Origin of the sequence: uncultured Pluralibacter sp. (genome assembly GCF_913775985.1) — a bacterium.
In the GTDB taxonomy this organism is placed as follows: domain Bacteria; phylum Pseudomonadota; class Gammaproteobacteria; order Enterobacterales; family Enterobacteriaceae; genus Pluralibacter.
Genome location: NZ_CAJYMB010000147.1, coordinates 462,834 through 489,585, shown reverse-complemented (window position 1 = coordinate 489,585; position 26,752 = coordinate 462,834). Strand labels below are relative to the sequence as shown.

Sequence of the window (26,752 nt, the reverse complement as noted above, 5' to 3'; positions counted from 1 at the left end):
GTAATTCAGCGATCGCGCTGGATAATGTTAAAAAAGTTAAGAGCAGGAGAGAAAAGAGAAGCAGGGACAGAAATAAAAAACGACTGGCTTCCTGACGGAGAGAGTGCCAGGTTACCAGTCGAATTTATGACGCGTTCAGGCTCAGGCAAGAACGGTTTTAGGTGCTTTGAACGCCAGCGGAACTTCTGCTTCGTCTTCGAAGGTCACGAACTCCCACGCTTCCTGTTTAGCCAGGACAGCCTGCAGCAGTTTGTTGTTTAACGCGTGACCCGATTTGTACGCCGTAAATGCGCCGATGATGTTGTGACCGCACATGAACAGGTCACCGATCGCATCAAGCATTTTGTGACGGACAAATTCATCTTCGAAGCGCAGACCGTCTTCGTTCAGAACGCGATAATCGTCAACAACGATGGCACAATCGAAGCTGCCGCCCAGCGCTAATCCGCGGGACTGCAAATATTCGATATCGCGCATGAAACCGAAGGTACGCGCCCGGCTAATCTGACGCATAAAGGCGTCTGCCGAGAAGTTCAGCTGATAGCGCTGGTTACCTGCATCAATGGCCGGATGGTTAAAGTCGATGGTGAAATCCAGCGAAAAACCATTGAACGGCTTGAATTCAGCCCACTTATCGCCATCTTCAACGCGAACGGTTTCTTTAATGCGTACAAACTTTTTGGCACTGCTCAGCTCTTCAATACCAGCATCAAGCAGCAGGTATACGAAAGGCGCGGCGCTGCCGTCCATAATGGGGATTTCCGGCGCGTTGACTTCTACAACGATGTTGTCGATGCCAAGACCTGCCAGCGCGGCATTAAGATGCTCTACGGTGGAGATCCGTACGTCATGCTCGTTAACCAGGCAAGTACAGAGCATTGTATCACGCACAGATTTGGCATCTGCCGGGAAATCAACCGGTGGATTCAAGTCGGTGCGACGATAGATGACCCCGGTGTTTGCCGGCGCAGGGCGCAGCGTCAGGGTGACTTTCTTGCCGGTATGTAAACCGACACCAGTCGCCTGAACGATACGTTTAAGAGTCCTTTGTTTGATCATCGTATAATCTCGCCAATTACCTACCTAACCCGATTGTACTATACAACCGGCGCGCCAGTGTAGCACAAAGAGCGTCGAATACCCAATTTACGGGTTATTCTTAATCAGCCTGCTTGCGCAAGAACGCTGGAATATCCAGATAATCCGGCTCTTTAGTGGTGGTAGACGGATTGTCATTGACCACTTTAGCCGCAGGTTTCTGTTCCTGAGTCAGCGGCGCCATACCGTGCTGCTGATAGCGATCCATCACCGGCTGCTGCTTGTTAGTCACCAGCGTGATTTCAGGACGCTTATCCATACCAATACCGGTCGCAACGACAGTAACGCGCAGTTCGTCGTTCATGTCCGGATCAAGAGAAGTACCGATAACCACGGTGGCGTTATCCGATGCGAATGCGCGGATGGTGTTACCGACGGTTTCGAACTCATCCAGACGCAGGTCGAAGCCCGCGGTGATGTTGACCAGCACGCCGCGCGCGCCGGAAAGATCGATATCTTCCAGCAGCGGAGAAGAGATAGCCATTTCAGCCGCTTCTTCCGCGCGATCTTCACCGCTTGCCAGGCCGGAGCCCATCATGGCGTAGCCCATTTCGGACATTACGGTGCGCACGTCAGCAAAGTCGACGTTCATCAGGCCCGGACGCGTAATCAGCTCGGCGATACCCTGCACCGCGCCTTTCAGCACGTCGTTAGCCGCGCCAAACGCGTCCAGCAGAGAGATACCGCGGCCAAGCACTTTCAGCAGCTTGTCGTTCGGGATAGTGATCAGCGAGTCAACGTGCTTGGACAGTTCTGCAATACCCTGCTCCGCAAACGCCATGCGCTTTTTGCCTTCAAAGTTGAAGGGCTTAGTGACCACGGCAACGGTCAGGATACCTAAATCTTTAGCAACTTCAGCGACAACGGGAGCTGCACCAGTGCCGGTACCGCCGCCCATGCCGGCTGCGATAAACACCATGTCGGCGCCTTCGAGGGCAGCACGCAGGGATTCACGATCCTCATCCGCCGCGTTGCGGCCCACTTCCGGATTCGCGCCTGCGCCCAGACCTTTAGTGATGCCGTTACCAATCTGGATAGTCTGACCCACGGCGGTTTTACGCAATGCCTGAGCATCAGTGTTCACTGCAAAAAACTCAACACCTTCGATGCGTTCACGCACCATGTGTTCGACGGCGTTACCGCCGCCCCCACCGACGCCGATGACTTTAATCACCGCGTCGTTGGTTAATTCCATTGGTTCAAACATAGTTTCTCTCCGTTTTGTGCCTGTCGCCTGAGAGCGCTAATTTTCTGCGCTCTCTTTTAAAATTAAAACTCTTTTCGCAGCCAGGTGTTGATTCGCTTGATCCACGAGCTCACTGCGACACGTTTTTCCACTTCTGCTTCACCACTCAGATGCGACTCTTTTCCGTAGTGCAGCAGACCCACCGCCGTTGAGTAGTACGGCTCCTGGGCATAATCCGTTAAACCGGTAATATTCAGCGGTGCGCCGATGCGCACCTGGGTATGGAACACGCGCTGGGCGCAGGCCGCGAGGCCCTCAATTTGCGCCGCGCCGCCGGTCAGAACAATCCCTGCGGCCAGATGGTGTTTGACACCCTGCTGGCGCAGCTGTTCCTGCAGCTGCAAAATCTCTTCGTTTACCAGGTTGAGCAGCTCGGTGTAGCGCGGCTCAATCACTTCTGCCAGCGTCTGACGCTGCAGGCTACGCGGCGGACGACCGCCCACGCTCGGAACTTCCACACTTTCGTCTTTGCCGACGATTGAACCCAACGCACAGCCGTGGCGAACTTTAATCGCCTCGGCATCACTCGGTGGGGTGCCAAAAGCGTAAGCGATATCGCTGGTCACGACATTCCCCGCGTAGGGGATAACTTTCGTGTGGCGCAGTGCGCCGCCGGTATAGACCGCGATATCCATAGTACCACCGCCGACGTCGACGACACAGACGCCCAGCTCACGTTCATCTTCCGTCAGTACCGAATAGCTGGATGCCAGTCCGGCAAAGATCAGCTGGTCCACTTTCAGCCCGCAGCGCTCAACCGCTTTAACGATATTTTTCGCCATATCGTTATGGCAGGTAATCAGATGAACCTTAGCCTGCATGCGAACGCCCGACAGACCTACAGGGTTCTTGATCCCTTCCTGGTAGTCAATGGCATACTCCTGCGGAATAACGTGCAGAACGCGATGCTCGTCACGAACGCGAACGGATTTTGCCGTATGCACCACGTTCTCAACATCTTCCTGCGTCACTTCCTCTTCCGAGATAGGCACCATCCCGATTTCATTCTGACAGCTAATATGCTTGCCCGAAAGCGCCAGGTAGACAGAAGAGATCTGGCAGTCCGCCATCAGCTCCGCCTGATCGATAGCGCGCTGGACGCACTTCACGACCGACTCAAGATCGTTAACACCGCCTTTATCCATGCCCCGGGACGGGCAGCTCCCCACGCCGATAATGTTGACCATTCCGTCGGGCAGAACTTCCCCTACCAAAGCGGCTACCTTCGCGGTACCAATTTCCAGCCCTACTACCAGTTTTCTGTCCGTCGCTTTGATCATTGTTGCTCTGCCTGTGCCTGATTCGTTTGTTGATGAGTTTCCTCTACCGGAGCCGGCTCCCAGCCTACCGCGGCGCCTGAGTCATAACGCAAATCAACATAGCTAATCCGCTTGTTCTCGGACTGCGCCTGCTGTTGTAGAACCGGATAGAGTTCTAAAAAGCGCTCAAGCCTTTTCATCGTGTCGCCGCGGCCCAAATTTAACTTGATATCGTTACTCAGCGTCAGTTGCCAGGAGCGGCGCGCGGTCATTGCCGCCTCTTTCAACGTAAATCTATCTTTCGCCAGCACCTGCCCCATGTCGCGATAGCCTTGCAGCACTTCACTCTGGCTGCCCTCGGGCCCATACAACATAGGCAGCTTCTGCTTGCTGCTGCGATTCGCCGGTACGCTGAATGCGTTGCCGTCGGCATCAACCATATGCTGGTCATTCCATCGCGCTATGGGCACATATTCAACCAGATGAATCTTCAATTCGTCCGGCCACTGCTTGCGAACGCTCGCCTGCTTGATCCACGGCAGGCGTTCGATTTGACTCTGGATGATATTAACGTCCTGAGTCATAAAAGTGCCGGGCGAGCCCAAAGCCAGAATAGCCTGCCGCACATCGTCATTGCGCGTGTAGTGCCGGTCACCCGTTAGCACCAGTCGTGACAGCGGCAGCCGCTGCGCATCTTCCATCCAGCCCAGCACCACCCAGCCGCTGGCAAAGATAGTACAGAGCACCGCCAGCAGGAAAATAATCCCCGCCAGCCGGGTTCCGTTGTTTCGCCGTGAGGAAGCAACCTCTTCTTCTTCACGGTTACGCGCGTTCAGCGCTGCCTGCGACATATCACCCCGCCAGGTCCAAAATGCGTACTACCAACTGCGGGAAACTGATCCCCGCCTGGCGCGCGGCCATGGGTACCAGACTGTGGCTGGTCATCCCCGGAGAGGTATTTGCCTCCAGCAGATAAAATTGACCATCACTGTCCTGCATAACGTCGATACGTCCCCAGCCAGAACAGCCCAGGTTTTCCCACGCTTTTTGTGCTAAAACGCGCATTTGCGCTTCCTGAGCCGGATCTTCACTACCTGGACAAAAATACTGCGTCTCATCAGAGAGATACTTAGCCTCATAATCATAGAAGACTCCGGCGGGTTGGATACGAATTGACGGTAAAATTTCTTCACCGACCACCGCAATCGTATATTCGGGCCCGCTGAGCCATTTTTCGATTAAAACTTCATCATCGTGCTGAAAAGCAAGCGCCAGCGCATCGTTGAGCGCGCAGATTTCGCTGACTTTCGACATCCCCACGCTGGAACCTTCCCGGCTGGGTTTAATAATGACCGGCAGTCCCAGCGCGGCAATGCTCTGCTGCTGCTCATCGCTCAGCCCGGCGGCAAACTGGCGGCGGGTCACGGCGACCCAGGGCGCGACGGGTAATCCCGCGCCCTGCCACAGCAGCTTGCTGCGCTGTTTATCCATCGAAATAGCAGAGGCCATTACGCCGCTGCCGGTGTAGGGAATATCGAGCAGCTCCAGCAATCCCTGCAACGTGCCGTCCTCGCCGCCGCGACCGTGCAGGGCGATAAAGACCTTTTCAAAGCCCAGCGCTTTCAGCTGAGTCACGTCCTGCTCGCGCGGATCGAATGCGGCAGCGGCAATGCCGGACTCCCGCAGCGCGGCCAGGACGGCAGCCCCGGAATTAAGGGAGACCTCACGCTCTGCAGAGGTGCCGCCAAGCAGCACCGCAACATTATCAGGCATGATTTTCCTCCTGCGGGCGCAGTTTGCCTTCCGCCAGCGCGCGGGCGATTTTGCCCACGTTGCCCGCACCCTGCACCAGAATCAGATCGTTACCGGTCAGCACTGGCGCGAGCATAGCGGCAACCTGATTCGTATCGGAAACCAGAATCGGATCCACCTTGCCGCGCCCGCGAATAGTGCGGCACAGCGAGCGGCTGTCCGCGCCCGGAATCGGCGCTTCGCCAGCCGGATATACGTCCAGCATCAGCAGGCTATCAACCTGGGTCAGCACGTTGGCGAAATCGTCATACAGATCCCGCGTGCGGGTATAGCGGTGCGGCTGAAACAGCATCACCAGATTTTTATCCGGCCAGCCCGCGCGGGCGGCTTTGATAGTGGCGTCGACTTCGGTCGGATGATGGCCGTAATCGTCCACCAGCATGGCACTGCCGCTTTTGCCGTTAACTTCAGCCAGGGGAAACTCGCCGAGGAAGTCAAAGCGACGCCCGGTTCCCTGGAAGCTTGCCAGCGCGCGCAGGATAGCGTCGTCGTCAATGCCCTCTTCCGTGGCAACCGCAACCGAGGCGGCAGCGTTAAGGGCGTTGTGTCGGCCCGGCGCGTTAAGAGTGACGGCCAGCGGGGCTTTGTCCTGACGGATAAGCGTAAAGTGGCCCTGCGCGCCTATCTGGCGATACTCTTCTACCCGAACGTCAGCGTCTTCGCTAAAGCCATAGGTGGTTATCTGACGACCTACGCGAGGTAAAAGCTCGCGAATAACCGGATCGTCGACGCACATCACCGCACGTCCATAAAACGGCAGATTGTGCAGAAAATTAATAAACGTCTGCTTTAAGTTTTCGAAGTCGCCCTGGTAGGTATCCATGTGGTCAGCTTCGATATTGGTCACGATGGCGACCATCGGCTGCAGATGCAGGAAAGACGCGTCGCTTTCATCGGCTTCGGCGATCAGATAGCGGCTGTGTCCCAGACGGGCATGCACGCCGGCGGCTTTTACCAGGCCACCGTTAACAAACGTCGGATCGAGGCCCGCTTCTGCATAAATGCTGGAGACCATCGCCGTGGTAGTGGTTTTGCCGTGGGTGCCGGCCACCGCAATGCCGTGGCGAAAACGCATCAGCTCCGCGAGCATTTCTGCGCGGCGGATCACCGGAATACGCGCTTCGTGGGCAGCGACAATCTCCGGATTATCCGCAGAGATAGCGCTGGAAACGACCACCACGCTGGCATCGCTGACGTTTTCCGGGCGATGGTTAAAGTAGATAGTGGCACCCAGCGCCGACAGCTGCTGAGTCACCGGATTCGGCGCCAGATCCGAACCGCTAATTTGATACCCTTCGTTAGCCAACACTTCGGCAATACCGCCCATGCCGGCACCGCCGATGCCGACAAAGTGAATGTGCCGGACGCGACGCATCTCGGGCACAATGGAACGCAGTTTCGCCAGTTGTTGTGTATTCATTCTTTAAACGCCATCGACTACTTCAAAATTCGCGCAGCGCAAAAGGCGCTGCGATGATTATGCCTGTGCTGCCAGGCTTACTTCATTTGCAACCCGATCGGTCGCATCGGTGATGGCGGCGGCACGCGCGCGCTCGGCCATCTCCAGCAATGTATTTCTGTCCCAGCCCGCAAGGGTGCTGGCAACGGCTTCTGCAGTGAACTGCGGCTGCTCAAAAATTTTGGCCGCGCCCGCTTTCTCAAGCGGCAGCGCGTTCCAGTACTGCTGCCGGTCTTTATGCTGAAACGGCACAAAGATGGCCGGCAGGCCGGCAGCGGCGATTTCGCTCACGGTCAGCGCGCCGGAGCGGCAAACCACAACATCAGCCCACGCGTAGGCGGCAGCCATATCATCAATAAACTCAGTCACCCGATGCTGCGGCTGACCGGCATCGGCATACGCCTGTTCTACGGTCTGCTGCGCGCCTTTGCCGCACTGATGCCAGATAGTGACGGCATCCCCGAGCTTCGCAGCCACCTGCGGCAGCGTCTGATTCAGGACGCGGGCGCCCTGGGAACCGCCGATCACCAGCACGCGGACAGGACCGGTGCGCCCGGTGAGGCGCTGGCGCGGCAGCGGCAGGGCCAGTACGTCAACCCGCACCGGATTACCCACAACCTCCGCTTCGGGAAACGCCCCCGGAAACGCCTGCAGCACCGTTTTGGCAATTTTCGCCAGCCACTTATTGGTCAATCCGGCAATGCCGTTCTGCTCGTGCAGTACCACCGGGATCCCCAGCGACCAGGCCGCCAGTCCGCCGGGACCAGAAACATAACCGCCCATTCCCAGTACCGCGTCCGGCTTAAAGCGCTTCATGATGGCCCGCGCCTGACGCCAGGCGTTGAAAATCCGCACTGGCGCCAGCAGCTGGGCTTTGAGCCCTTTGCCGCGCAGGCCGGAAATGCGAATAAAGTCGATATCGATACCGTGTTTCGGCACCAGATCGGCCTCCATGCGATCCGCGGTTCCGAGCCAGCGTACCTGCCAGCCCTGATCCATCAGATGGTGCGCAACGGCCAGCCCCGGGAATACATGTCCCCCGGTACCGCCCGCCATCACCATCAACCGCTTTTCCTGACCGCTCATCGCACACCCCGCGTAAACGCCTGGGCCTTCTCCAGGCGCGTTTCATAATCAATTCTTAACAGTAACATAATGGCCGTCGACATAATCAGCAGGCTGGAACCGCCGTAGCTGATAAGCGGCAGCGTCAGACCTTTGGTCGGCAGCATACCTGCCGCTGCGCCGACGTTAACCAGCGCCTGAAAGCTGAACCAGATGCCGATAGAGCAGGCTAAAAACCCGGAGAAACGCTGGTCAATTTCCAGCGCCTTGCGGCCAATGGACATGGCGCGGAAAGCGACGAAGAATACCATTAAAAGCGCCAGCACCACACCGATATAGCCCAGCTCCTCGCCGATGATGGCGAAGATAAAGTCGGTGTGTGCTTCCGGTAAATACTCCAGTTTCTGCACCGAGTTGCCGAGCCCCTGCCCCCACATTTCGCCGCGGCCAAACGCCATCAGCGACTGGGTCAGCTGGTAGCCGCTGCCGAAGGGATCTTCCCACGGATTCCAGAAGGAGGTTACGCGGCGAATACGGTAAGGCTCAGCGAGGATCAACAGCACCACCGCCGAAATCCCCATACCGATAATGGCGATGAACTGCCAGAGCTTCGCGCCCGCGAGAAACAGCATCGCCAGCGTAGTAACGAACAGCACCACCACCGTACCGAGATCGGGCTGGGCCAGCAGCAAAATCGCCAGTACGAAAATCACGCCCATCGGCTTGAGGAAGCCGCGCAGGTTATTGCGCACCTCGTCCCCTTTGCGCACCAGATAGTTGGCGATGTAGCAGAACAGCGACAGCTTGGTAAACTCCGCCGGCTGAATACGCAGCGGCCCCAGCGCAATCCAGCGCGAGGCACCGTTTACCGAGCTTCCCACCACCAGCACGATCAGCAGCATGACGATCGAGGCAATAAGCATTGCGGCGCTGTAGCGCTGCCAAAAGTTCATCGGCAGGCGCAGGGTTATCATCGCCAGACAAAATGCCAGCACGATGTACAGTCCATCACGCTTGGCAAACAGGAAGGGATCGCTTGCCAGACGCTGGCCGACCGGCATGGAGGCCGAGGTCACCATAATAAAACCGATCGCCGCGAGACCAAACGTCAGCCACAGCAGCGTACGGTCGTACATTACCAGGCTGTCGCTGTCCTTCGGACGCGATGCCATCACCCAGCCTTTTAGCGCCGAAAACAGCCAGACCAGGATCCCCGATCCCGGCAGATGCGGCAGCCGCAGGCGAGGGAGAGACAGACGCATCAGCCTAACTCCTTAGCCAGCCGGGCGAAGATATCGCCGCGCTGCTCGAAATTTTTAAACTGGTCGAGGCTGGCACAGGCCGGCGAGAGCAGAACCATATCGCCGGATTTCAGCTGCGGCGCGATGAGGCGCATGGCTTCCTCCATCGTTTCCGTACGGGTGGACACTTCCGGGCGCAGCGCCATTAGCGCATCGCCATCGCGGCCAAAGCACCACAGGCGAACATTGTCACCGGTCAGATGCGCGCCCAGCGGCGAAAAATCGGCGGACTTGCCGTCGCCGCCCAGCAGCAGGTGCAGCGTGCCGTCAACCTGCAGGCCGTTAAGGGCCGCTTCGGTGCTGCCGACATTCGTTGCTTTTGAGTCGTTGATCCAGCGCACGCCGTTGTGTTCAAGAACCAGCTGGAAGCGGTGCGCCAGCCCGGTAAAGGTGGTCAGCGCTTTCAGGCTACTGGCGCGGGGCAGGCCCGCGGCATCCGCCAGCGCCAGCGCCGCCAGCGCGTTGCTGTAGTTGTGCAGCCCGCTAAGCGTCATCTCTTTCACATTAAGCACTTTTTCGCCCTTCACCCGCAGCCAGGTTTCCCCCTGCTGGCGGTTCAGGTGATAGTCGCCAATGTTGACGCCGAAACTTACGCAGCGCTCATCTGCGCCGCGTATCGGCATCGTGAGCGCATCGTCGGCGTTCACCACGCAGGTGCGCGCGTTTTCATAGACCCGCAGCTTGGCGGCGCGGTACTGCTGCAGGCCAAACGGATAGCGGTCCATGTGATCTTCCGTCACGTTGAGGATGGTCGCCGCCACCGCCTGCAGGCTTGATGTTGTTTCCAGCTGGAAGCTGGAGAGTTCAAGCACGTACAGCTCGCGGGAGACGTCCAGCAGCATCAACGCCGGCAGGCCAATATTTCCGCCCACGCCGACATTTACGCCTGCCGCTTTTGCCATCTCGCCCACCAGCGTAGTGACGGTGCTTTTTCCGTTGGAGCCGGTAATAGCGATGACGGGTGCCTGGGCCTCACGGCAGAACAGCTCGATGTCGCCAACGATCTCGACGCCGGCGTCCACCGCCGCGCTGAGAGAAGGATGCGCCAGCGCGATACCAGGGCTTGCCACAATCAGATCCGCGGCCAGCAGCCAGTCTTCGTTAAGGCCGCCCACGTGGCGCTCGACGACTTCAGGCAGCTTGTCGAGGCCCGACGGCGCGCTGCGGGTGTCCATCACCCGGGGCGTCACGCCGCGCGCGAGGAAGAAATCCACGCAGGAGAGCCCGGTCATGCCCAGACCGATAATGACGACTTTTTTGCCCTGATAATCCGCCATGATTAACGTACCTTCAGCGTTGCCAGGCCAATCAGCACCAGCATCAGCGAAATAATCCAGAAGCGCACGATAACGCGCGGCTCCGGCCAGCCTTTCAATTCATAGTGATGGTGAATCGGCGCCATGCGGAAAATGCGCTGCCCGCGCAGTTTAAAGGAGCCGACCTGCAAAATAACCGACAGGGTTTCCACCACGAAGACGCCGCCCATAATGACCAGCAGAAATTCCTGACGCAGCAGCACGGCGATAATGCCGAGCGCGCCGCCCAGCGCCAGCGATCCGACGTCACCCATGAAGACCTGCGCCGGATAGGTGTTAAACCACAAGAATCCCAGCCCGGCACCGACAATCGCGGTGCAGACAATCACCAGCTCGCCGGCATGGCGCAGGTAAGGGATATGCAGATAGTTGGCGAAGTTCATGTTGCCGGTGGCCCAGGCCACTAGCGCAAAGCCGCCCGCCACGAAAACGGTCGGCATGATCGCCAGGCCGTCCAGCCCGTCGGTGAGGTTCACCGCGTTACCGGTGCCGACCACCACGAAGTAGGCCAGCAGTACGTAGAACAGGCCCAGCTGTGGCATCACGTCTTTGAAGAACGGCACCACTAGCTGGGTGGCCGGGGTATCTTTCCCGGCGAGATACAGCGCAAACGCCACGCCCAGCGCGATTACCGACATCCAGAAGTACTTCCAGCGGGCGATCAGGCCTTTGGTATCTTTACGCACCACTTTGCGGTAGTCATCGACAAAACCGATAATGCCGTAGCCCACCAGCACCGTCAGAACGCACCAGACGTAAGGGTTAGATGGATAGGCCCACAGCAGTACGGAAACAACAATCGCGGTCAGGATCATGATCCCGCCCATGGTCGGCGTGCCGCGCTTGCTGAAGTGCGACTCGGGACCGTCGTTACGAACTACCTGACCAAAAGAGAGTTTTTGCAGGCGGGCAATCATGCGCGGGCCCATCCATAAAGAGATGAACAGCGCAGTCAGCAGGCTGACGATGGCGCGAAACGTCAGGTAGGAAAAGACGTTAAAGCCGGAATAATATTTGACCAAATGCTCGGCCAGCCAAACTAACATGACCCGTTCTCCTGTAAAGCGCGAACCACCTCTTCCATAGCCGCGCTACGTGAACCTTTCACCAAAATAGTGACAATGTGCTGCGCTTCGATAAGCGCTTTTAAATGTGCAATCGCGGAGGCTTTGTCGGCAAAATGCACGCCGACGCCGCTGGCGTCGCTGATGTTTTTACTGAGGGTGCCGACGCTGATAACGCAGTCCAGACCGGCAGCTTCCGCCGCCTCACCGACCTGCCGGTGGCAGGCCGCACTCTCATCGCCGAGCTCTGCCATATCCCCAACCACCAGAATGCGGTAGCCCGGCATCTCAGAGAGCACCTGCACCGCGGCGGTCATGGAGCCGACGTTGGCGTTGTAGGAGTCGTCCAGCAGCAGCTTGTTTTCCGCCAGCGGGATCGGGAACAGGCGTCCGGGAACGGCTTTCAGCCCGGCCAACCCTGCTTTAACTGCCTGCAGGCTGGCGCCTACCGCGGTGGCGAGTGCCGCTGCGGCAAGTGCGTTGGCGATATTGTGGCGGCCGGGCAGCGGCAGCAGAACATCTACGCTACCGACCGGCGTCCTGAGAGTAAACGCGGTGCCCCGGCTGGTGATGCTAATGTTTTCCGCGGTGAAATCGCTGTCGTCGTCGTTTGGCGAAAAGCGCCACACGGTGCGGTCGCCAATGGCGCGCTGCCAGTTCAGCCAGTCGTTATTGTCGGCGTTGAGGATAGCGATGCCGTGCTCGGCCAGACCGGTGAAGATTTCGCCTTTCGCTTTCGCAACCCCTTCCAGAGAGCCAAAGCCTTCGAGATGCGCCGCCGCCAGGTTATTGACCAGCGCGGCTTCCGGGCGGGTCAGGCTGACGGTCCAGGCGATTTCGCCCTGGTGATTTGCGCCAAGCTCGATAACCGCATATTCATGCTCCGGCGTCAGGCGCAGCAGGGTCATCGGAACCCCGATATCGTTATTCAGATTTCCTGCGGTATAAAGCGTGTTACCGCACTGGCCCAGAATGGAGGCGGTCATCTCTTTAACTGAGGTTTTACCGGACGATCCGGTAAGGGCCACTACCCGGGCGGGCACCTGCTGGCGAACCCAGGCCGCCAGTTCACTAAACGCCAGGCGAGTGTCCTGAACCACAATTTGCGGCAGGTCGCACTCCAGCAGGCGGTTGACCAGCAGCGCACCGGCGCCGGCCTGCTTCGCCTGCTCCGCAAAATCGTGGGCGTCGAAACGTTCGCCTTTCAGGGCCACGAACAGGCAGCCCGCCGTGATTTTTCGCGTATCGGTGGTGACCACATCAATAGTCACGCTGGCGCCGTGAAGCTCGCCGTTGAGCACGGCGGCCAGCTGGGTAAGGGTTATGCTAATCATGCCAGTAACCCCAGCAGCCGCGCGGCCGTTACGCGATCGGAGTAATCAAGGCGGCGGTTGCCGACGATTTGATAATCTTCGTGGCCTTTACCGGCCAGCAGCACCACATCGTCAGGACGGGCCTGCATAATGGCGGCGGTCACCGCTTCTGCGCGCCCCTCCATTACCTTCGCCCGACCGGCGTCCAGCATGCCCGCCAGAATGTCGTCGATAATGGCGCGCGGCTCTTCCGTACGCGGATTGTCGTCAGTCACCACGGCAATGTCGGCGAACTGTTCGGCGATAGCGCCCATCAGCGGGCGTTTACCCTTATCGCGATCGCCGCCGCAGCCAAAGACGCACCACAGCTTGCCGGCGCAGTGCAGGCGTGCGGCCTCCAGCGCTTTTTCCAGCGCGTCCGGCGTGTGGGCATAATCCACCACGACCGTCGGTTTCCCCGGCGCGCTAAATACTTCCATCCGGCCGCAGACCGGCTGCAGGCGGGAGGCGGTGCTCAGCAGGCCATCCAGCGGATACCCCAGCGCCAGCAGGGCTGCCAGCGCCAGCAGCAGGTTGCTGACGTTGAATTCGCCCATCAGGCGGCTTTCGATTTCGCCCGTTCCCCAGCTGGAGTCAAAGGCGATGGTCGCCCCGCTGTCGTGGTAGCTCACCGCGGTTGCTTTGAGCCAGCGTCCGTGACAGTTGGGATCAATATTGTTTGCTATCGAAACGGCAACCGCATCCGGCAGTTTTGCCAGCCAGCGGCGGCCCACTTCGTCGTCGGCATTGATAATGGCCTGACCGCAGTCGTGGGTGGAGTACAGCATCCACTTCGCGGCTTCGTAGTGCTCCATATCGCCGTGATAGTCGAGATGGTCCCGGCTGAGGTTAGTAAATACCGAGGCGGCAAATTTCAGCGCCGCAACCCGGTGCTGCACCAGGCCGTGAGAGGAGACTTCCATCGCGGCAAAGGTCGCGCCCTGCGCGTGAAGACCGGAGAGGACGTGCTGAACGTCCACCGCAGAGCCGGTGGTATTTTCTGTCGGGCTCACTTTGCCCAGCAGGCCGTTACCCACGGTGCCCATTACCGCGCTGGTTTCACCCAGCAGCTGCGCCCACTGCGCCAGCAGCTGCGCGGTGGTGGTTTTCCCGTTGGTTCCGGTCACGCCCACCAGCTTCAGCTGTTCGGACGGCTCGTGGTAAAAGCGTCCCGCCAGCGCGGAGAGACGCTCATTTAACTGACTGAGATAGATAACCGGCACGCCGTGCACTTCACGGATTTCACCGTCGCTCGCGTTATCTTTTGCTTCAGCAATGACAGCAGCCACACCTTGCGCAATCGCCTGCGGGATATAACGACGCCCGTCCGCCTGATGACCTACAACCGCGACAAAAAGATCCCCCGCAGCCGCAACCCGGCTGTCGAGCGTCATCTCTCTGAGCGTTCGCTCCGGTGCACCCGGCACCCACGGAGCAAGTAGGTCGCGCAAATTACGATCTGCCACCTGTACCCTCGCCTTGATTTGTCACTAATTCGTTTCTGTCGCCCGTTGCCAGCGCATCCGGTTCAATGTTCATGGTGCGCAGAACGCCGCCCATGATGGCACCAAATACCGGCGCGGAAACGGCACCGCCGTAGTACTTACCGGCCTGCGGATCGTTAATCACCACCACCAGCGCAAAACGCGGCTGGCTGGCTGGCGCAACGCCCGCGGTATAAGCAATGTATTTGTTGATGTAGCGGCCGTCCGGCCCCACTTTTTTCGCCGTACCGGTTTTAATGGCGATACGATAGCCTTTGATCGCCGCCTTCACGCCGCCGCCGCCGGGCAGCGCCACGCTTTCCATCATGTGGACGACGGTGCGAACAATGGACTCCGGAAAGATACGCTGTCCGGGAACCGGGGGATCAACTTTGGTTATTGACAGCGGACGGTACATGCCGTAGCTGCCAATGGTTGCGTAGACACGCGCTAACTGTAACGGCGTTACCATTAGCCCGTAGCCGAAAGAGAAGGTGGCCCTCTCTATGTCAGACCACCGTTGTTTTTGAGGATATAAGCCACTGCGTTCTCCGACCAACCCCAAATTGGTCGCTTTTCCCAGTCCAAAACGTGAGTAAGTATCTACTAACGCTGAGGAGGGCATCGCTAACGCCAGTTTGGAAACACCGACGTTACTCGACTTCTGTAATACCCCGGTCAGGCTCAGTTCGCTGTAACGCCCGACATCTTTAACTTCGTGACCGTTAATTCGATAGGGAACCGTATTCAGAACCGAGTTTTCGTTAACGATGCCGCGCTGCAGCGCCGTCATAACGACCATCGGTTTTACCGTGGAGCCCGGCTCAAAAACGTCGGTGATGGTGCGGTTACGCATCACGTCTTTCGGGGTTCCACTCAGGTTGTTCGGGTTGTAGGAGGGGCTGTTTGCCATCGCCAGCACTTCGCCGGTGCTCACGTCGACCAGCACCGCGCTGCCGGATTCGGCCTTGTTAAAAGCCACCGCGTTATTAAGCTCGCGATAGACCAGCGCCTGCAGGCGCTCGTCGATACTCAGCGCAAGGTTATGCGCCGCCTGGCTGTCGGTGGACGAGATATCTTCAATGACGCGGCCGTAGCGGTCTTTACGCACGATACGCTCGCCGGGCTGGCCGGTGAGCCACTTATCAAAGCTCTTCTCAACGCCTTCGATGCCCTGGCTATCGACGTTGGTAAATCCGATGAGCTGCGAGGTGACTTCCCCGGAGGGATAGTAGCGGCGGGACTCTTCCCGCAGGTGAATGCCCGGCAGCTTGAGCTTTTTGATGTAATCCGCCATGTCGGGATTCACCTGGCGGGCCAGATAGATAAAGCGCCCGCGCGGATTGGCATTCACGCGGGAGGCGAGCTGATCCAGCGGCATATTGAGCGCGTCGGCCAGCGCCTTCCAGCGGTTGTCGATACTGATGCCGCCAGCGTCGTGCAGCTCTTTAGGATCTGCCCATATCGCTTTTACCGGCACGCTAACCGCCAGCGGACGGCCGGAGCGATCGGTTATCATGCCGCGGGAGGTTGACACTTCCTGTACGCGGAGAGAGCGCATATCGCCCTGGCGCACCAGCATGTCCGGGCTAATTATCTGTAGCCAGGCCACGCGGCCCAGCAGGAAGGTCATCGCCAGTAAAATGCAGCCGCAAAGCAACGCAAAACGCCAACCGATAAAGTTGGCATGCTCTTCCTGGCGTTTTGTCTTGTGCGTCTTTGCCGCTGCTTTCATGCGCTGCGATAATCCTTATTTTTGGACAACGATATTTTCCTGCGAAGGATCGACATGCTGCATCTGCAATTTTTCCGTTGCAATCCGCTCCACCCGGCTGTGATCGCCGAGGGCATTCTCTTCAAGGATCAGGTTGCGCCACTCGATATCCAGCGCGTCCCGTTCCAGCACCAGCTGTTCGCGTTGGGCCGTTAATAAACGCGTGTGGTGCGCCGTGGTAACCACCGTAATCGCGGTCAAAATGATGCAAATGAACAGGCAGAGTGGCAGCTTCCCGAACCGCAAAAGATCGTCGCCGATCACGCCAGGCAAGGCATGGCGCTCGCTGCTTCCTAACGATCCTTTTACTTTGCTTAGGGCCTCCGACACTCTGCCGATCATGCGTTCGTCCTCTCTGCAATACGCAGAACTGAACTACGGGCACGTGGATTTTCAGCCACTTCTTGTTCACCCGGCATCAACTTGCCTAGTGCTCTTAGCTCACGGCCGCCCAGTTTACTGAGCTGCGCTTCGGTCATCGGGAGTCCGGCCGGAACCTGCGGACCGCGGCTTTGCTCGCGCATAAAGCGCTTCACAATGCGGTCTTCCAGCGAGTGGAAACTGATAATCGAGAGCCGCCCGCCCGGGGCCAGCACGCTGAGCGAGCTTTTTAGCGCCTGCTCTATTTCCTCAAGTTCACTGTTTACCCAGATGCGCACCGCCTGGAACGTGCGGGTCGCAGGATGTTTGAATTTGTCTTTCACCGGCGTCGCTGCGGCGACAACCTCGGCCAGCTCCTTCGTGCGGGTCATCGGCTGCTCGCGGTTGCGCTCGACAATGGCGCGGGCGATGCGTTTAGAGAAGCGCTCCTCGCCAAAGGTTTTAATCACCCAGGCAATGTCGGCTTCTTCTGCATGCAGCAGCCATTCGGCGGCAGACTGGCCGCGGGTCGGATCCATGCGCATATCGAGCGGGCCGTCGCGCATAAAAGAGAAGCCACGCTCCGCATCGTCAAGCTGCGGTGAAGAAACACCGAGATCGAGCAAAATGCCGTCGATTTTACCTGTCAGGTTGCGTTCGCCGACATAGTCAGCCAGCGCCGAAAAAGGACCGTGTACGATTGAAAATCGCCGATCGTTGATGGTATTTGCCACCTCGATTGCCGCAGGATCGCGATCGATAGCGATAAGCTGCCCCTGCTCGCCAAGCTGCGAGAGGATCAGGCGCGAGTGGCCGCCGCGGCCAAAAGTGCCGTCGATATAGATACCGTCAGGACGAATGTTCAGGCCGTTAACGGCCTCGTCGAGTAGTACGGTTGTATGTTTAAAGTTTTCCATCATCTTATAATGACAAATCCTGCAACCGCTCCGTCAGCGCTGTGGAGGCGGATTGCTCTGCGTCGATATCTTCCCTGACCCGTTGATACCAGGTCTCCTCATCCCACAGCTCAAACTTGTTGAACTGTCCGACCAGCATCACTTCTTTAGTCAGTCCGGCGTGTTGCCGTAAAACCGGCGCAATTAGCAAACGACCGGCGTTGTCCATTTGACACTCGCTGGCATGTCCCAAAAGCAGACGCTGAACGCGCCGTTCCGCCGGGTTCATGCTCGACAGTCGTGACAATTTTTGCTCGATGATTTCCCACTCGGGAAGCGGGTAAAGCAGCAGGCACGGGTGATGGATGTCAATGGTACAGACCAGTTGACCGGCAGCGTCCTCGATCAGCGGATCCCGGTATCGGGTCGGCACCGCAAGGCGCCCTTTGCTGTCGAGATTGACTAACGTTGCTCCACGGAACATGCCAGCCTCACCCCTTTTCTCCACTTTGCCCCACAAATTCCCACCGAGGGAGTTTACGGAGCGGAGGAAAAGCTTGTCAAGCCAGCGCTGACGCTAAGCGAGTTATAAAAACCCTAAATAGCGCTCGATATACGCCGTGATTAATTTGCATCCCGCACGTGAAGAAAATTAACGTTATGAATACGTGTAAGAAAAAAACAAACAGCTTCTTAACGATTTTCAGCCACTACAAAATCACTAAAGTAAAATATAAAGTGTCGATTTGCGACGTGGGCGGCATTTTAGGACATTCTTCACGGCGTTAACAGTACTAACGCAAACTGTTTCCGGCCTGCGGCGGGCATTGGGTGGTAAGCAAATGTGAAGGGTAAAATGAGGTGGTGGTTAATTGGCCGGAATAGCGCAGACGTGTAACAAAAATACACAGCTGAAACGTTAATTTACTTTTTATTAACCGCCAGCGCTAACATTAATCAGACCTGCTCTCTTAATGTCGGACAATTCCAGCCGGCATTTCAGGAATAGTCCCAATCATTATTAAGGTCTTATAAGACAATTCGGCACGCCGGATATTATTCGGCGCGCCCGTTTGTGCATTTCTATCGGCGATTGAGGCTACCGCGGCGGTAGAGATTGCGGCGAATGCGGCTTAATCCCGGCTTCGGCTTCTTCGGCTCGTCGAGGCTTGCCAGCACGATTTCCAGCACTCGCTCGGCCACATCGCGGTGGCGCTGCGCCACGGCCAGTACCGGGCAGGGCAGAAAATCGAGCAGCTCGTTATCGCCGAAGGTGGCGATGGCCAGCTCCGTCGGCAGCTTGCCTTCGCGGCGCAGGGTAACGTCCATTACCCCCTGCAGCAGCGCAAATGAGGTGGTGAACAGCGCCTGCGGCATAGGATGGGTTTCCAGCCAGCGCTCAAACAGCTGGGCGGCTACCTCCCGCTCGTAGCTGTTGGCATACAGATAATGCACGTCGCGCGGGTCGTCCCGCCACGCGCTGCGGAATCCCTGCTCGCGCAGGAAGCTCACCGACAGCTCGGGCAGCGCGCCGAGATAAAGCACGGTTTCCGCCGGGAAAGTGCGCAGCTCTGCGGCCAGGGCTTCCGCATCCTCCTGATCGGCGCCCACCACGCTGGTGAAGTGCTCGCGATCCAGCGCGCGATCCAGCGCCACAATGGGGAAGGAGTCATTGGCCCAGCGCTGGTAAAAAGGATGCTCCGGCGGCAGCGAGGTTGAAACGATGATCGCATCCACCTGGCGCTGGAGAAGATGCTCAATGCAGCGCATCTCGTTGTCAGGCTGGTCTTCAGAGCAGGCAATCAGCAGCTGATAGCCGCGCTGGCGCGCCTGGCGCTCAAGGTAGTTGGCAATGCGGGTGTAGCTGGTGTTTTCCAGATCGGGGATCACCAGGCCAATGGAGCGCGTGCGTCCGGCACGCAAGCCGGCGGCAACGGCGTTGGGATGATAGTTGTGCTCGCGTACTACAGCCATGACCTTCTCAACGGTTTTATCGCTGACGCGGTACTGCCTGGCTTTACCGTTAATCACATAGCTCGCCGTGGTTCGCGAGACGCCGGCGAGCCGGGCGATTTCATCCAGTTTCACAAATGCCCCTTGCTTAAAATGTCCAATCCATAACCATTTTCGTGTTGCGGGATAACGCCCTAACATCTAAACGCAGTTTATTCAGTGCAGCAACCGGTTTTATTTACAATTCCTCGCGATTTCGCAAAAAAAGCCCGACGCTTGCGGTCGGGCTGGATGGCATTGAACGCTTGCTCGCATCATCAGCGCATAATTTTGTCGCCGCGGGATAGGCCTACTACGCCAGAGCGCGCGACTTCAACAACGCGGGCCACATCGCGCAGCGATGCGAGAAAAGCATCAAGCTTGTCGCTGGTTCCGACAAGCTGCACGGTGTAGAGAGAAGGCGTAACGTCGATTATCTGCCCGCGGAAAATCTCCGCGTTGCGCTTGACCTCTTCCCGGCCGTAGCCGCTGGCCTGCACCTTCACCAGCATGATCTCACGCTCAACGTGCGCGCCCTGCCCAAGCTCGCTGACCCGCAGCACGTCCACCAGCTTGTGCAGCTGCTTCTCGATCTGCTCAATCACTTTTTCATCACCCACCGTCTGGATGGTCATCCGCGAAAGTGTCGGATCGTCGGTAGGCGCCACGGTCAGGCTTTCAATATTGTAACCACGCTGGGCAAAGAGGCCGATGACCCGCGACAGCGCACCCGATTCATTTTCCAGTAAAACTGATAATATCCGGCGCATAATCAGGTCCTCTCCGTTTTGCTCAGCCACATTTCATCCATTCCACCGCCGCGAATATGCATCGGGTAGACGTGCTCGCTGCCGTCAACAATCACATCCACGAAGACCAGCCGGTTATTGCGCACATGCTCAAGCGCCTGCGTGAGTCCGCTTTCCAGCTCGGACGGCTGGTGAATGCGGATCCCGACATGGCCATAGGCTTCTGCCAGCTTCACAAAATCGGGCAGGGACTTCATGTAAGAATGCGAATGGCGGCCGGAATAGATCATGTCCTGCCACTGCTTCACCATCCCGAGATAGCCGTTGTTGAGGTTCAGCACCAGCACCGGCAGATCGTACTGGAGAGCGGTGGATAGCTCCTGAATATTCATCTGAATGCTGCCATCGCCGGTGACGCAAATGACGGTCGCTTCGGGATGGGCCATTTTCACCCCCAGAGCGGCGGGCAGGCCAAAGCCCATCGTTCCCAGCCCGCCTGAGTTTATCCAGCGGCGCGGCTTGTCAAACGGATAGTAGAGCGCGGCAAACATCTGGTGCTGTCCGACGTCGGAAGTCACGTAGGCATCGCCCTGAGTAAGGCGCCAGATAGCCTGGATGGCGGCCTGGGGTTTAATTTTGTCGCTGGCGGTGTCGTAGTTCAGACAGTGCCGCCCGCGCCATTGCTCAATCTGCTGCCACCAGTCGCGGATGCTGTCCAGCGGCTGGCCGCCCGGCTCCTGGCCCAGCAGCTCGAGCATTTGCATCAGCACCTGCTTCGCATCGCCGACAATAGGTACATCGGCGGCCACAGTTTTGGAAATAGAGGTAGGATCGATGTCGATGTGCAGTACGGTGGCGTTCGGACAGTATTTTGCCAGGTTGTTGGTCGTGCGATCGTCAAAACGCACGCCGACGGCAAAAATGACGTCCGAGTTATGCATGGTCATATTGGCTTCGTAAGTACCGTGCATGCCCAACATACCGAGCGCCTGCCGGTGAGAAGCCGGGAACGCGCCCAGTCCCATCAGGGATGAAGCAACCGGAATATTGAGTTTTTCGGCAATCTCACGCAGCTCGCTCTCGCACCCGGCATTGATAGCCCCGCCGCCGACATAAATCACCGGCCTGTGCGCGGTAACCAGGGTTTGCAGCGCGCGCTTAATCTGCCCCTTGTGGCCGGATGTAGTTGGATTATAAGAGCGCATGCTGACCGACTCAGGCCAGACGTAGGGCAGCTTCTTCGCCGGATTAAGAATATCCTTAGGTAAATCGACTACTACCGGACCTGGACGCCCGCTGGCCGCCAGCCAGAAGGCTTTTTTCAGCACGCCCGGAATATCCTCCGTCTGCTTCACCAGAAAGCTGTGCTTCACCACCGGGCGGGAGATCCCCACCATGTCGCACTCCTGGAAAGCGTCATAGCCGATAAGGGACGTGGCCACCTGCCCGGAGAGCACCACCATAGGAATAGAGTCCATATAGGCCGTGGCAATACCGGTAATCGCATTGGTAGCGCCTGGCCCCGAGGTGACTAGCACCACGCCCACTTCGCCGGTCGCGCGCGACAGGCCGTCCGCCATATGCACCGCCGCCTGCTCATGGCGAACCAGAATATGATCGATACCGCCGACAGTGTGCAAAGCATCATAAATATCGAGGACCGCGCCTCCGGGATAGCCAAATACCTGCTTAACGCCCTGGTCGATCAGCGATCGCACCACCATCTCGGCGCCAGATAACATCTCCATGCTTTGCCTCCAGGCTTGGGTTAATGACAACGGAACTCATTTTCACATCGTCATGTCGCGGAGCCGCTGATGCTCCGCTAATTGTAAATTGCAGCATTTACTTAACATAACCGCTCGCTCACGGGCAGGCAATCGGGCCCGGAGCGGCCTGGAGGAAGCTAAACGGAATAAAAGGACCCCTGTCATGCATTATTTGGTGAAATCGTTTATAGAGAGAGAGCTATCCCTCAATAAATGTCATAGAAAGGGCTTTGCGCAGCGGATAATCCATTTTTTCGCCCCGGGAACCCGGAGCGCTCAGCAGCATTTAGTGAAAAATATTGTATAAATCAGAAAAGGCAATATAAACCAAAGCACAGACCGCATTAAAGTCGCCCCTGAATTAGCGGCCGCAAACGGAATGAACGACTTCTTTCATCCACTGGTGCCCCTTATTATGCCCGGCGGGCGCGTACCAGGACAGATAACAGGTTCGGCTATTTAACTTCATCGGCAGCGGTAAAATTTTAATAGGTAAGTTACTGGCGCATGACTCCGCCAGCCAGCGCGGGGCAATCGCCACCAGCTCGGTCTGGGAAACAATATTAAGGGCGCTGGTCAGTGCCATGCCCTGATAGGCGATCGCCGCCTGCTTTTCCGCCGTGTCATACCACGGCAGGCTAAAAGAGGCGTAGCGCTCCAGTGAAACTACCGCGTGCGCTTCGCGAAAAATATCGCTCTCTCTTAACGGGCCTTTCAGACGCGGATGGCTGGCATTGTGCACTAACACCATCTCATCGCGAAATAAAGGGATGGATGAAAAATCAGGCTGCGGGAACTCTTCATAGCCAATAATAAAATCCAGGGACTGATAGCGAAGCTGATGTTCCGTGGTCTTATTTAAGCATGACTTAAATATCATAGTAATATTTGGCGCAATACGATTGACATAATTAAAGATCGGCGACGTCAGGCGATTATCCAGCGGGCTGCAGATGCAAAGATTAAACACTCTGTCGCTACTGGCGGGATCGAAATCGGCCCCCGGAAGTTCATTTTGCACCAGCTGCAGTGCCTGTCTGACCGCGCTGAAAAGCTGAACGGCCCGGGGCGTCGGCATGATCCCGCGGCCATAGCGCACGAACAGTTCATCATCAAACACCACCTTTAGCCGCGACACCGCATTGCTGACCGCTGGCTGAGACATTTTGAGCATCCGCGCGGCGCGGGTGATATTCCGCTCCTGCATAACCGCATCAAATACGGTGAGCAGGTTTAAATCTACGGCCCGCAGCTGCAAAGGCGAATGGGACGCGGCGGCGGCGGTGATTTGTTTAACATCATTGTTAACAATCATATGTGACTCCACTGTCAATGAGATATCCCTATTTAATTCCAGCCCTGACACAGGGAATGCGAACTCAATATTCATTACTAAACAAATCAATATTAAGCACTACTAAATATCGCTGGCGAACGCGTGGTCGAACCACGATTAAAATTCAGACATATTTTATACAGTCGGCGCAAAAAATATATACCCGTCATAGTCTACCTATAATCCAGACCAATAACCAACAGTACTTTATTAACTGAATGCGTTAATCGTAATAGTTATTTACTCCGCTCCCATCCACACCAAGAATAATCTTACACATAAAGAAACCGCATATTCACTCAACCAATAAAACACAGAAGAATTATCACTATTAGCTCTACTCCTTTTCCATTATTGCGAAAGGCGCATAAGAAAAATCTCTAAAAGTGCGAACTTCTCTTTTCTACACCCGGCGACAGAAAAGTGAATTACAACGCGGCACCGCCCTTCTCCAGCAGATCTTACTTAGCAAAATAGATAAACCTCCCCGGCCTTATCCAATGACCCGGGAGAAAAAGTTGACATTGGGATGCGTATCCAGTACCACTAAAAGCATATTGAATTTAACGGGCATTAAACATCATGATTCGTTCTACCCACTTCAACGGTCTACTACTACTAAACGCTGTCACTGTGCGCGGTAGACTGGTGGGTAACGCTCAACGTTAAGTTAGCCCTCAGAAACAAAAACCCGCGCCACGGCGCGGGTTTTTTTATGCTCGTTGCAAGGCGCCCAAGACCAAAAAGGATCAGGACCATGAGCCAACAAGTCATTATTTTTGATACTACATTACGTGATGGTGAGCAGGCTTTGCAGGCCAGTCTGAGCGTTAAAGAGAAGCTGCAGATAGCGCTGGCGCTGGAGCGTATGGGCGTTGACGTCATGGAAGTCGGTTTTCCGGTCTCCTCACCGGGCGATTTTGAGTCCGTACAGAACATTGCCCGCACCATCAAAAACAGCCGGGTTTGCGCCCTGGCACGCTGCGTTGAAAAAGATATCGACGTTGCCGCCGAGTCGCTGAAAGTGGCAGAAGCCTTCCGCATTCACACCTTTATCGCCACCTCGCCGATGCATATCGCCACCAAGCTGCGCAGCACGCTGGATGAGGTCATCGAACGCGCCGTTTATATGGTAAAACGCGCCCGCAACTATACCGATGATGTGGAGTTCTCCTGCGAAGATGCGGGCCGCACGCCGATTGCGGACTTAGCGCGCGTGGTGGAAGCTGCGATTAACGCTGGTGCCACGACCGTCAACATCCCGGACACCGTCGGCTACACCATGCCGTTTGAGTACGCCAATATCATCCGCGGCCTGTACGAGCGCGTGCCGAACATCGACAAGGCGATTATCTCCGTACACACCCACGATGACTTAGGCCTGGCGGTAGGCAACGCCCTGGAAGCAGTCAACGCCGGCGCGCGCCAGGTTGAAGGCGCAATGAACGGTATCGGCGAACGCGCCGGCAACTGCTCGCTGGAAGAAGTCATCATGGCTATCAAGGTGCGCAAAGATATTCTGAACGTCCAGACCCGCATCAACCACAGCGAAATCTGGCGCACCTGTCAGACCGTCAGCCAGATCTGCAATATGCCGATCCCGGCCAACAAAGCCATTGTCGGCACCGGCGCCTTCGCCCACTCCTCCGGTATTCACCAGGACGGCGTGCTGAAAAACCGCGAAAACTACGAAATCATGACGCCGGAATCCATTGGACTGAACCAGGTTCAGCTGAACCTGACCTCCCGCTCCGGCCGCGCAGCGGTTAAACACCGCATGGAAGAGATGGGCTACAAGGACAGCGAGTACAACATGGATCACCTGTACGACGCGTTCCTGAAGCTGGCGGACAAAAAAGGTCAGGTTTTCGATTACGACCTGGAAGCGCTGGCGTTCATTAATAAGCAGCAGGAAGAGCCGGAGCACTTCCGCCTGGATTACCTGAGCGTACAGTCGGGCACCAACGATACCGCCACCGCGTCCGTCAAGCTGGCCTGCGGAGATGAAATCAAGTCCGAAGCTGCCAACGGCAACGGCTCCGTCGATGCGGTGTATCAGGCTATCAGCCGCATTACCGCTTACGACATCGACCTGGTGAAATACAGCCTCGGCGCCAAAGGCCACGGCAAAGACGCGCTGGGCCAGGTGGATATTATCGTTAACTACAACGGTCGCCGCTTCCACGGCGTCGGCCTGGCTACCGATATTGTTGAATCTTCCGCTAAAGCCATGGTTCACGTGCTGAACAACATCTGGCGCGCGGGTGAAGTAGAAAAAGAGTTGCAGCGCAAAGCGCAGAATAAAGAGAACAATAAGGAAACCGTGTAATGTCGAAGAATTACCATATTGCCGTGTTGCCGGGCGACGGAATTGGTCCGGAAGTGATGGCACAGGCGTTGAAAGTCCTGGAAGCAGTTCGTGCGCGTTTTGGCATGACCATTACCACCAGCCGCTATGACGTAGGCGGCGCCGCCATCGACAATCACGGCACCCCGCTGCCGCAGGCAACGTTAGAAGGCTGCGAGCAGGCCGATGCGGTGCTGTTTGGCTCGGTGGGCGGCCCGAAATGGGAGCACCTGCCGCCGGCAGAGCAGCCAGAGCGCGGCGCGCTGCTGCCGCTGCGCAAGCACTTCAAACTGTTCTCTAACCTGCGCCCGGCCAGGCTCTATCAGGGGCTGGAAGCCTTCTGTCCGCTGCGCGCCGATATTGCCGCCCGCGGCTTCGACATCCTCTGCGTGCGCGAACTGACCGGCGGTATCTACTTCGGCCAGCCGAAGGGCCGCGAAGGCAGCGGCCAGCATGAAAAAGCTTTTGATACCGAGGTTTACCACCGTTTTGAAATCGAGCGTATTGCCCGCATCGCGTTCGAATCCGCGCGCAAGCGCCGCCGCAAGGTAACCTCTATCGACAAAGCGAACGTGCTGCAGTCCTCCATTCTGTGGCGCGAAATCGTCAACGAGATTGCCAAAGACTATCCGGATGTCGAGCTGGCGCACATGTACATCGACAATGCCACCATGCAGTTGATTAAAGATCCGTCCCAGTTTGATGTGCTGCTGTGCTCCAACCTGTTCGGCGACATCCTTTCGGACGAGTGCGCGATGATTACCGGCTCCATGGGGATGCTGCCTTCCGCCAGCCTCAACGAGCAGGGTTTCGGCCTGTACGAGCCCGCCGGCGGTTCCGCTCCGGATATCGCAGGCAAAAATATTGCTAACCCGGTAGCGCAGATCCTCTCTCTGGCCCTGCTGCTGCGCTTTAGCCTCGACGCAGATGAAGCCGCCTCGGCTATCGAACGCGCGGTGAATAAAGCATTAGAAGACGGCGTGCGTACCGGGGATTTAGCCCAGGGCGGCGCGGCAGTCAGTACCGATGAAATGGGCGACGTTATTGCCCGCAGTATTGCGCAAGGGGTGTGA

The 26,752-nt window shown here is 57.2% G+C and carries 23 protein-coding genes; 3 read left to right on the top strand and 20 right to left on the bottom strand.

Annotated features, from left to right (window positions below):
• Nucleotides 1–141: 141 nt before the first annotated feature.
• The 20 genes from lpxC to leuO form a co-directional block, all read right to left on the bottom strand.
• The gene (gene lpxC / locus QZ766_RS19695) at nt 142–1,059 is read right to left on the bottom strand and encodes a UDP-3-O-acyl-N-acetylglucosamine deacetylase (protein WP_297206237.1); all 918 of its coding nucleotides are present in this window, start codon (nt 1,057–1,059) and stop codon (nt 142–144) included.
• A 100-nt stretch (nt 1,060–1,159) separates the two neighbouring features.
• Entirely contained in the window at nt 1,160–2,305 is a 1,146-nt protein-coding gene (gene ftsZ, locus QZ766_RS19690; RefSeq protein WP_297206235.1) for a cell division protein FtsZ, read from the bottom strand.
• A gap of 62 nt (nt 2,306–2,367) precedes the next feature.
• The gene (gene ftsA / locus QZ766_RS19685; protein WP_097162871.1) at nt 2,368–3,624 is read right to left on the bottom strand and encodes a cell division protein FtsA; all 1,257 of its coding nucleotides are present in this window, start codon (nt 3,622–3,624) and stop codon (nt 2,368–2,370) included.
• Nucleotides 3,621–4,454 carry a cell division protein FtsQ gene (gene ftsQ, locus QZ766_RS19680; protein WP_297206234.1) on the bottom strand — a complete coding sequence of 278 codons (834 nt, stop codon included), beginning with the start codon at nt 4,452–4,454 and terminating at the stop codon, nt 3,621–3,623. The genes ftsA and ftsQ overlap by 4 nt, the downstream gene beginning before the upstream one ends.
• Before the next feature lies 1 nt (nt 4,455).
• The gene (locus QZ766_RS19675) at nt 4,456–5,376 is read right to left on the bottom strand and encodes a D-alanine--D-alanine ligase (protein WP_297206233.1); all 921 of its coding nucleotides are present in this window, start codon (nt 5,374–5,376) and stop codon (nt 4,456–4,458) included.
• Nucleotides 5,369–6,835, bottom strand: a complete 1,467-nt coding sequence (gene murC, locus QZ766_RS19670; protein WP_297206231.1) for a UDP-N-acetylmuramate--L-alanine ligase — start codon at nt 6,833–6,835, stop codon at nt 5,369–5,371. The genes QZ766_RS19675 and murC overlap by 8 nt, the downstream gene beginning before the upstream one ends.
• A gap of 57 nt (nt 6,836–6,892) precedes the next feature.
• Nucleotides 6,893–7,960 carry an undecaprenyldiphospho-muramoylpentapeptide beta-N-acetylglucosaminyltransferase gene (murG, locus tag QZ766_RS19665; protein ID WP_297206230.1) on the bottom strand — a complete coding sequence of 356 codons (1,068 nt, stop codon included), beginning with the start codon at nt 7,958–7,960 and terminating at the stop codon, nt 6,893–6,895.
• Entirely contained in the window at nt 7,957–9,201 is a 1,245-nt protein-coding gene (ftsW, locus tag QZ766_RS19660; protein WP_297206228.1) for a cell division protein FtsW, read from the bottom strand. The genes murG and ftsW overlap by 4 nt, the downstream gene beginning before the upstream one ends.
• Nucleotides 9,201–10,517: a UDP-N-acetylmuramoyl-L-alanine--D-glutamate ligase gene (murD, locus tag QZ766_RS19655; RefSeq protein ID WP_297206226.1), complete on the bottom strand. Its 1,317-nt coding sequence runs from the start codon at nt 10,515–10,517 to the stop codon at nt 9,201–9,203. Before murD ends, ftsW begins: the two co-directional genes overlap by 1 nt.
• Nucleotides 10,518–10,519: 2 nt before the next feature.
• Nucleotides 10,520–11,602 carry a phospho-N-acetylmuramoyl-pentapeptide-transferase gene (mraY, locus tag QZ766_RS19650; RefSeq protein ID WP_297206224.1) on the bottom strand — a complete coding sequence of 361 codons (1,083 nt, stop codon included), beginning with the start codon at nt 11,600–11,602 and terminating at the stop codon, nt 10,520–10,522.
• The gene (gene murF / locus QZ766_RS19645; RefSeq protein ID WP_297206222.1) at nt 11,596–12,954 is read right to left on the bottom strand and encodes a UDP-N-acetylmuramoyl-tripeptide--D-alanyl-D-alanine ligase; all 1,359 of its coding nucleotides are present in this window, start codon (nt 12,952–12,954) and stop codon (nt 11,596–11,598) included. The genes mraY and murF overlap by 7 nt, the downstream gene beginning before the upstream one ends.
• Nucleotides 12,951–14,438: a UDP-N-acetylmuramoyl-L-alanyl-D-glutamate--2,6-diaminopimelate ligase gene (gene murE / locus QZ766_RS19640; RefSeq protein WP_297206221.1), complete on the bottom strand. Its 1,488-nt coding sequence runs from the start codon at nt 14,436–14,438 to the stop codon at nt 12,951–12,953. Before murE ends, murF begins: the two co-directional genes overlap by 4 nt.
• Complete coding sequence (locus QZ766_RS19635; protein WP_297206220.1) at nt 14,425–16,191, bottom strand: peptidoglycan glycosyltransferase FtsI; 1,767 nt, start codon at nt 16,189–16,191, stop codon at nt 14,425–14,427. Before QZ766_RS19635 ends, murE begins: the two co-directional genes overlap by 14 nt.
• Nucleotides 16,192–16,206: 15 nt before the next feature.
• The gene (ftsL, locus tag QZ766_RS19630; protein WP_297206217.1) at nt 16,207–16,572 is read right to left on the bottom strand and encodes a cell division protein FtsL; all 366 of its coding nucleotides are present in this window, start codon (nt 16,570–16,572) and stop codon (nt 16,207–16,209) included.
• On the bottom strand, nt 16,569–17,510 hold the full coding sequence (rsmH, locus tag QZ766_RS19625) for a 16S rRNA (cytosine(1402)-N(4))-methyltransferase RsmH (RefSeq protein WP_297206214.1): 942 nt from the start codon (nt 17,508–17,510) through the stop codon (nt 16,569–16,571). Before rsmH ends, ftsL begins: the two co-directional genes overlap by 4 nt.
• A 1-nt stretch (nt 17,511) precedes the next feature.
• A complete protein-coding gene (mraZ, locus tag QZ766_RS19620) occupies nt 17,512–17,970 on the bottom strand; it encodes a division/cell wall cluster transcriptional repressor MraZ (protein ID WP_297206211.1) in 459 nt (152 codons plus the stop codon).
• A 599-nt stretch (nt 17,971–18,569) separates the two neighbouring features.
• Entirely contained in the window at nt 18,570–19,574 is a 1,005-nt protein-coding gene (gene cra, locus QZ766_RS19615; protein ID WP_297206208.1) for a catabolite repressor/activator, read from the bottom strand.
• A gap of 182 nt (nt 19,575–19,756) precedes the next feature.
• Entirely contained in the window at nt 19,757–20,248 is a 492-nt protein-coding gene (gene ilvN, locus QZ766_RS19610) for an acetolactate synthase small subunit (RefSeq protein WP_297206205.1), read from the bottom strand.
• A 2-nt stretch (nt 20,249–20,250) separates the two neighbouring features.
• A complete protein-coding gene (gene ilvI / locus QZ766_RS19605; RefSeq protein WP_297206203.1) occupies nt 20,251–21,975 on the bottom strand; it encodes an acetolactate synthase 3 large subunit in 1,725 nt (574 codons plus the stop codon).
• A gap of 382 nt (nt 21,976–22,357) precedes the next feature.
• Nucleotides 22,358–23,311, bottom strand: coding sequence for a transcriptional regulator LeuO (gene leuO, locus QZ766_RS19600; protein WP_297206199.1), 954 nt, complete (start codon nt 23,309–23,311; stop codon nt 22,358–22,360).
• 603 nt (nt 23,312–23,914) lie between these two features.
• Here leuO and leuL point away from each other — a divergent pair.
• The 3 genes from leuL to leuB all read left to right on the top strand — a co-directional run bounded on the left by leuL (nt 23,915) and on the right by leuB (nt 26,752).
• The gene (gene leuL, locus QZ766_RS23125) at nt 23,915–24,001 is read left to right on the top strand and encodes a leu operon leader peptide (protein WP_366509458.1); all 87 of its coding nucleotides are present in this window, start codon (nt 23,915–23,917) and stop codon (nt 23,999–24,001) included.
• A gap of 88 nt (nt 24,002–24,089) precedes the next feature.
• Complete coding sequence (gene leuA / locus QZ766_RS19595) at nt 24,090–25,661, top strand: 2-isopropylmalate synthase (protein WP_297206197.1); 1,572 nt, start codon at nt 24,090–24,092, stop codon at nt 25,659–25,661.
• The gene (gene leuB / locus QZ766_RS19590) at nt 25,661–26,752 is read left to right on the top strand and encodes a 3-isopropylmalate dehydrogenase (protein ID WP_297206195.1); all 1,092 of its coding nucleotides are present in this window, start codon (nt 25,661–25,663) and stop codon (nt 26,750–26,752) included. Before leuA ends, leuB begins: the two co-directional genes overlap by 1 nt.

Excerpts from the sequence above, each read along its gene's own strand:
- lpxC (WP_297206237.1), bottom strand. The coding sequence starts at position 1,059 with ATGATCAAACAAAGGACTCTTAAACGTATCGTTCAGGCGACTGGTGTC.
- ftsZ (WP_297206235.1), bottom strand. The coding sequence starts at position 2,305 with ATGTTTGAACCAATGGAATTAACCAACGACGCGGTGATTAAAGTCATC.
- ftsA (WP_097162871.1), bottom strand. The coding sequence starts at position 3,624 with ATGATCAAAGCGACGGACAGAAAACTGGTAGTAGGGCTGGAAATTGGT.
- ftsQ (WP_297206234.1), bottom strand. The coding sequence starts at position 4,454 with ATGTCGCAGGCAGCGCTGAACGCGCGTAACCGTGAAGAAGAAGAGGTT.
- QZ766_RS19675 (WP_297206233.1), bottom strand. The coding sequence starts at position 5,376 with ATGCCTGATAATGTTGCGGTGCTGCTTGGCGGCACCTCTGCAGAGCGT.
- murC (WP_297206231.1), bottom strand. The coding sequence starts at position 6,835 with ATGAATACACAACAACTGGCGAAACTGCGTTCCATTGTGCCCGAGATG.
- murG (WP_297206230.1), bottom strand. The coding sequence starts at position 7,960 with ATGAGCGGTCAGGAAAAGCGGTTGATGGTGATGGCGGGCGGTACCGGG.
- ftsW (WP_297206228.1), bottom strand. The coding sequence starts at position 9,201 with ATGCGTCTGTCTCTCCCTCGCCTGCGGCTGCCGCATCTGCCGGGATCG.
- murD (WP_297206226.1), bottom strand. The coding sequence starts at position 10,517 with ATGGCGGATTATCAGGGCAAAAAAGTCGTCATTATCGGTCTGGGCATG.
- mraY (WP_297206224.1), bottom strand. The coding sequence starts at position 11,602 with ATGTTAGTTTGGCTGGCCGAGCATTTGGTCAAATATTATTCCGGCTTT.
- murF (WP_297206222.1), bottom strand. The coding sequence starts at position 12,954 with ATGATTAGCATAACCCTTACCCAGCTGGCCGCCGTGCTCAACGGCGAG.
- QZ766_RS19635 (WP_297206220.1), bottom strand. The coding sequence starts at position 16,191 with ATGAAAGCAGCGGCAAAGACGCACAAGACAAAACGCCAGGAAGAGCAT.
- ftsL (WP_297206217.1), bottom strand. The coding sequence starts at position 16,572 with ATGATCGGCAGAGTGTCGGAGGCCCTAAGCAAAGTAAAAGGATCGTTA.
- rsmH (WP_297206214.1), bottom strand. The coding sequence starts at position 17,510 with ATGATGGAAAACTTTAAACATACAACCGTACTACTCGACGAGGCCGTT.
- mraZ (WP_297206211.1), bottom strand. The coding sequence starts at position 17,970 with ATGTTCCGTGGAGCAACGTTAGTCAATCTCGACAGCAAAGGGCGCCTT.
- ilvN (WP_297206205.1), bottom strand. The coding sequence starts at position 20,248 with ATGCGCCGGATATTATCAGTTTTACTGGAAAATGAATCGGGTGCGCTG.
- ilvI (WP_297206203.1), bottom strand. The coding sequence starts at position 21,975 with ATGGAGATGTTATCTGGCGCCGAGATGGTGGTGCGATCGCTGATCGAC.
- leuO (WP_297206199.1), bottom strand. The coding sequence starts at position 23,311 with ATGATTGTTAACAATGATGTTAAACAAATCACCGCCGCCGCCGCGTCC.
- leuL (WP_366509458.1), top strand. The coding sequence starts at position 23,915 with ATGATTCGTTCTACCCACTTCAACGGTCTACTACTACTAAACGCTGTC.
- leuA (WP_297206197.1), top strand. The coding sequence starts at position 24,090 with ATGAGCCAACAAGTCATTATTTTTGATACTACATTACGTGATGGTGAG.
- leuB (WP_297206195.1), top strand. The coding sequence starts at position 25,661 with ATGTCGAAGAATTACCATATTGCCGTGTTGCCGGGCGACGGAATTGGT.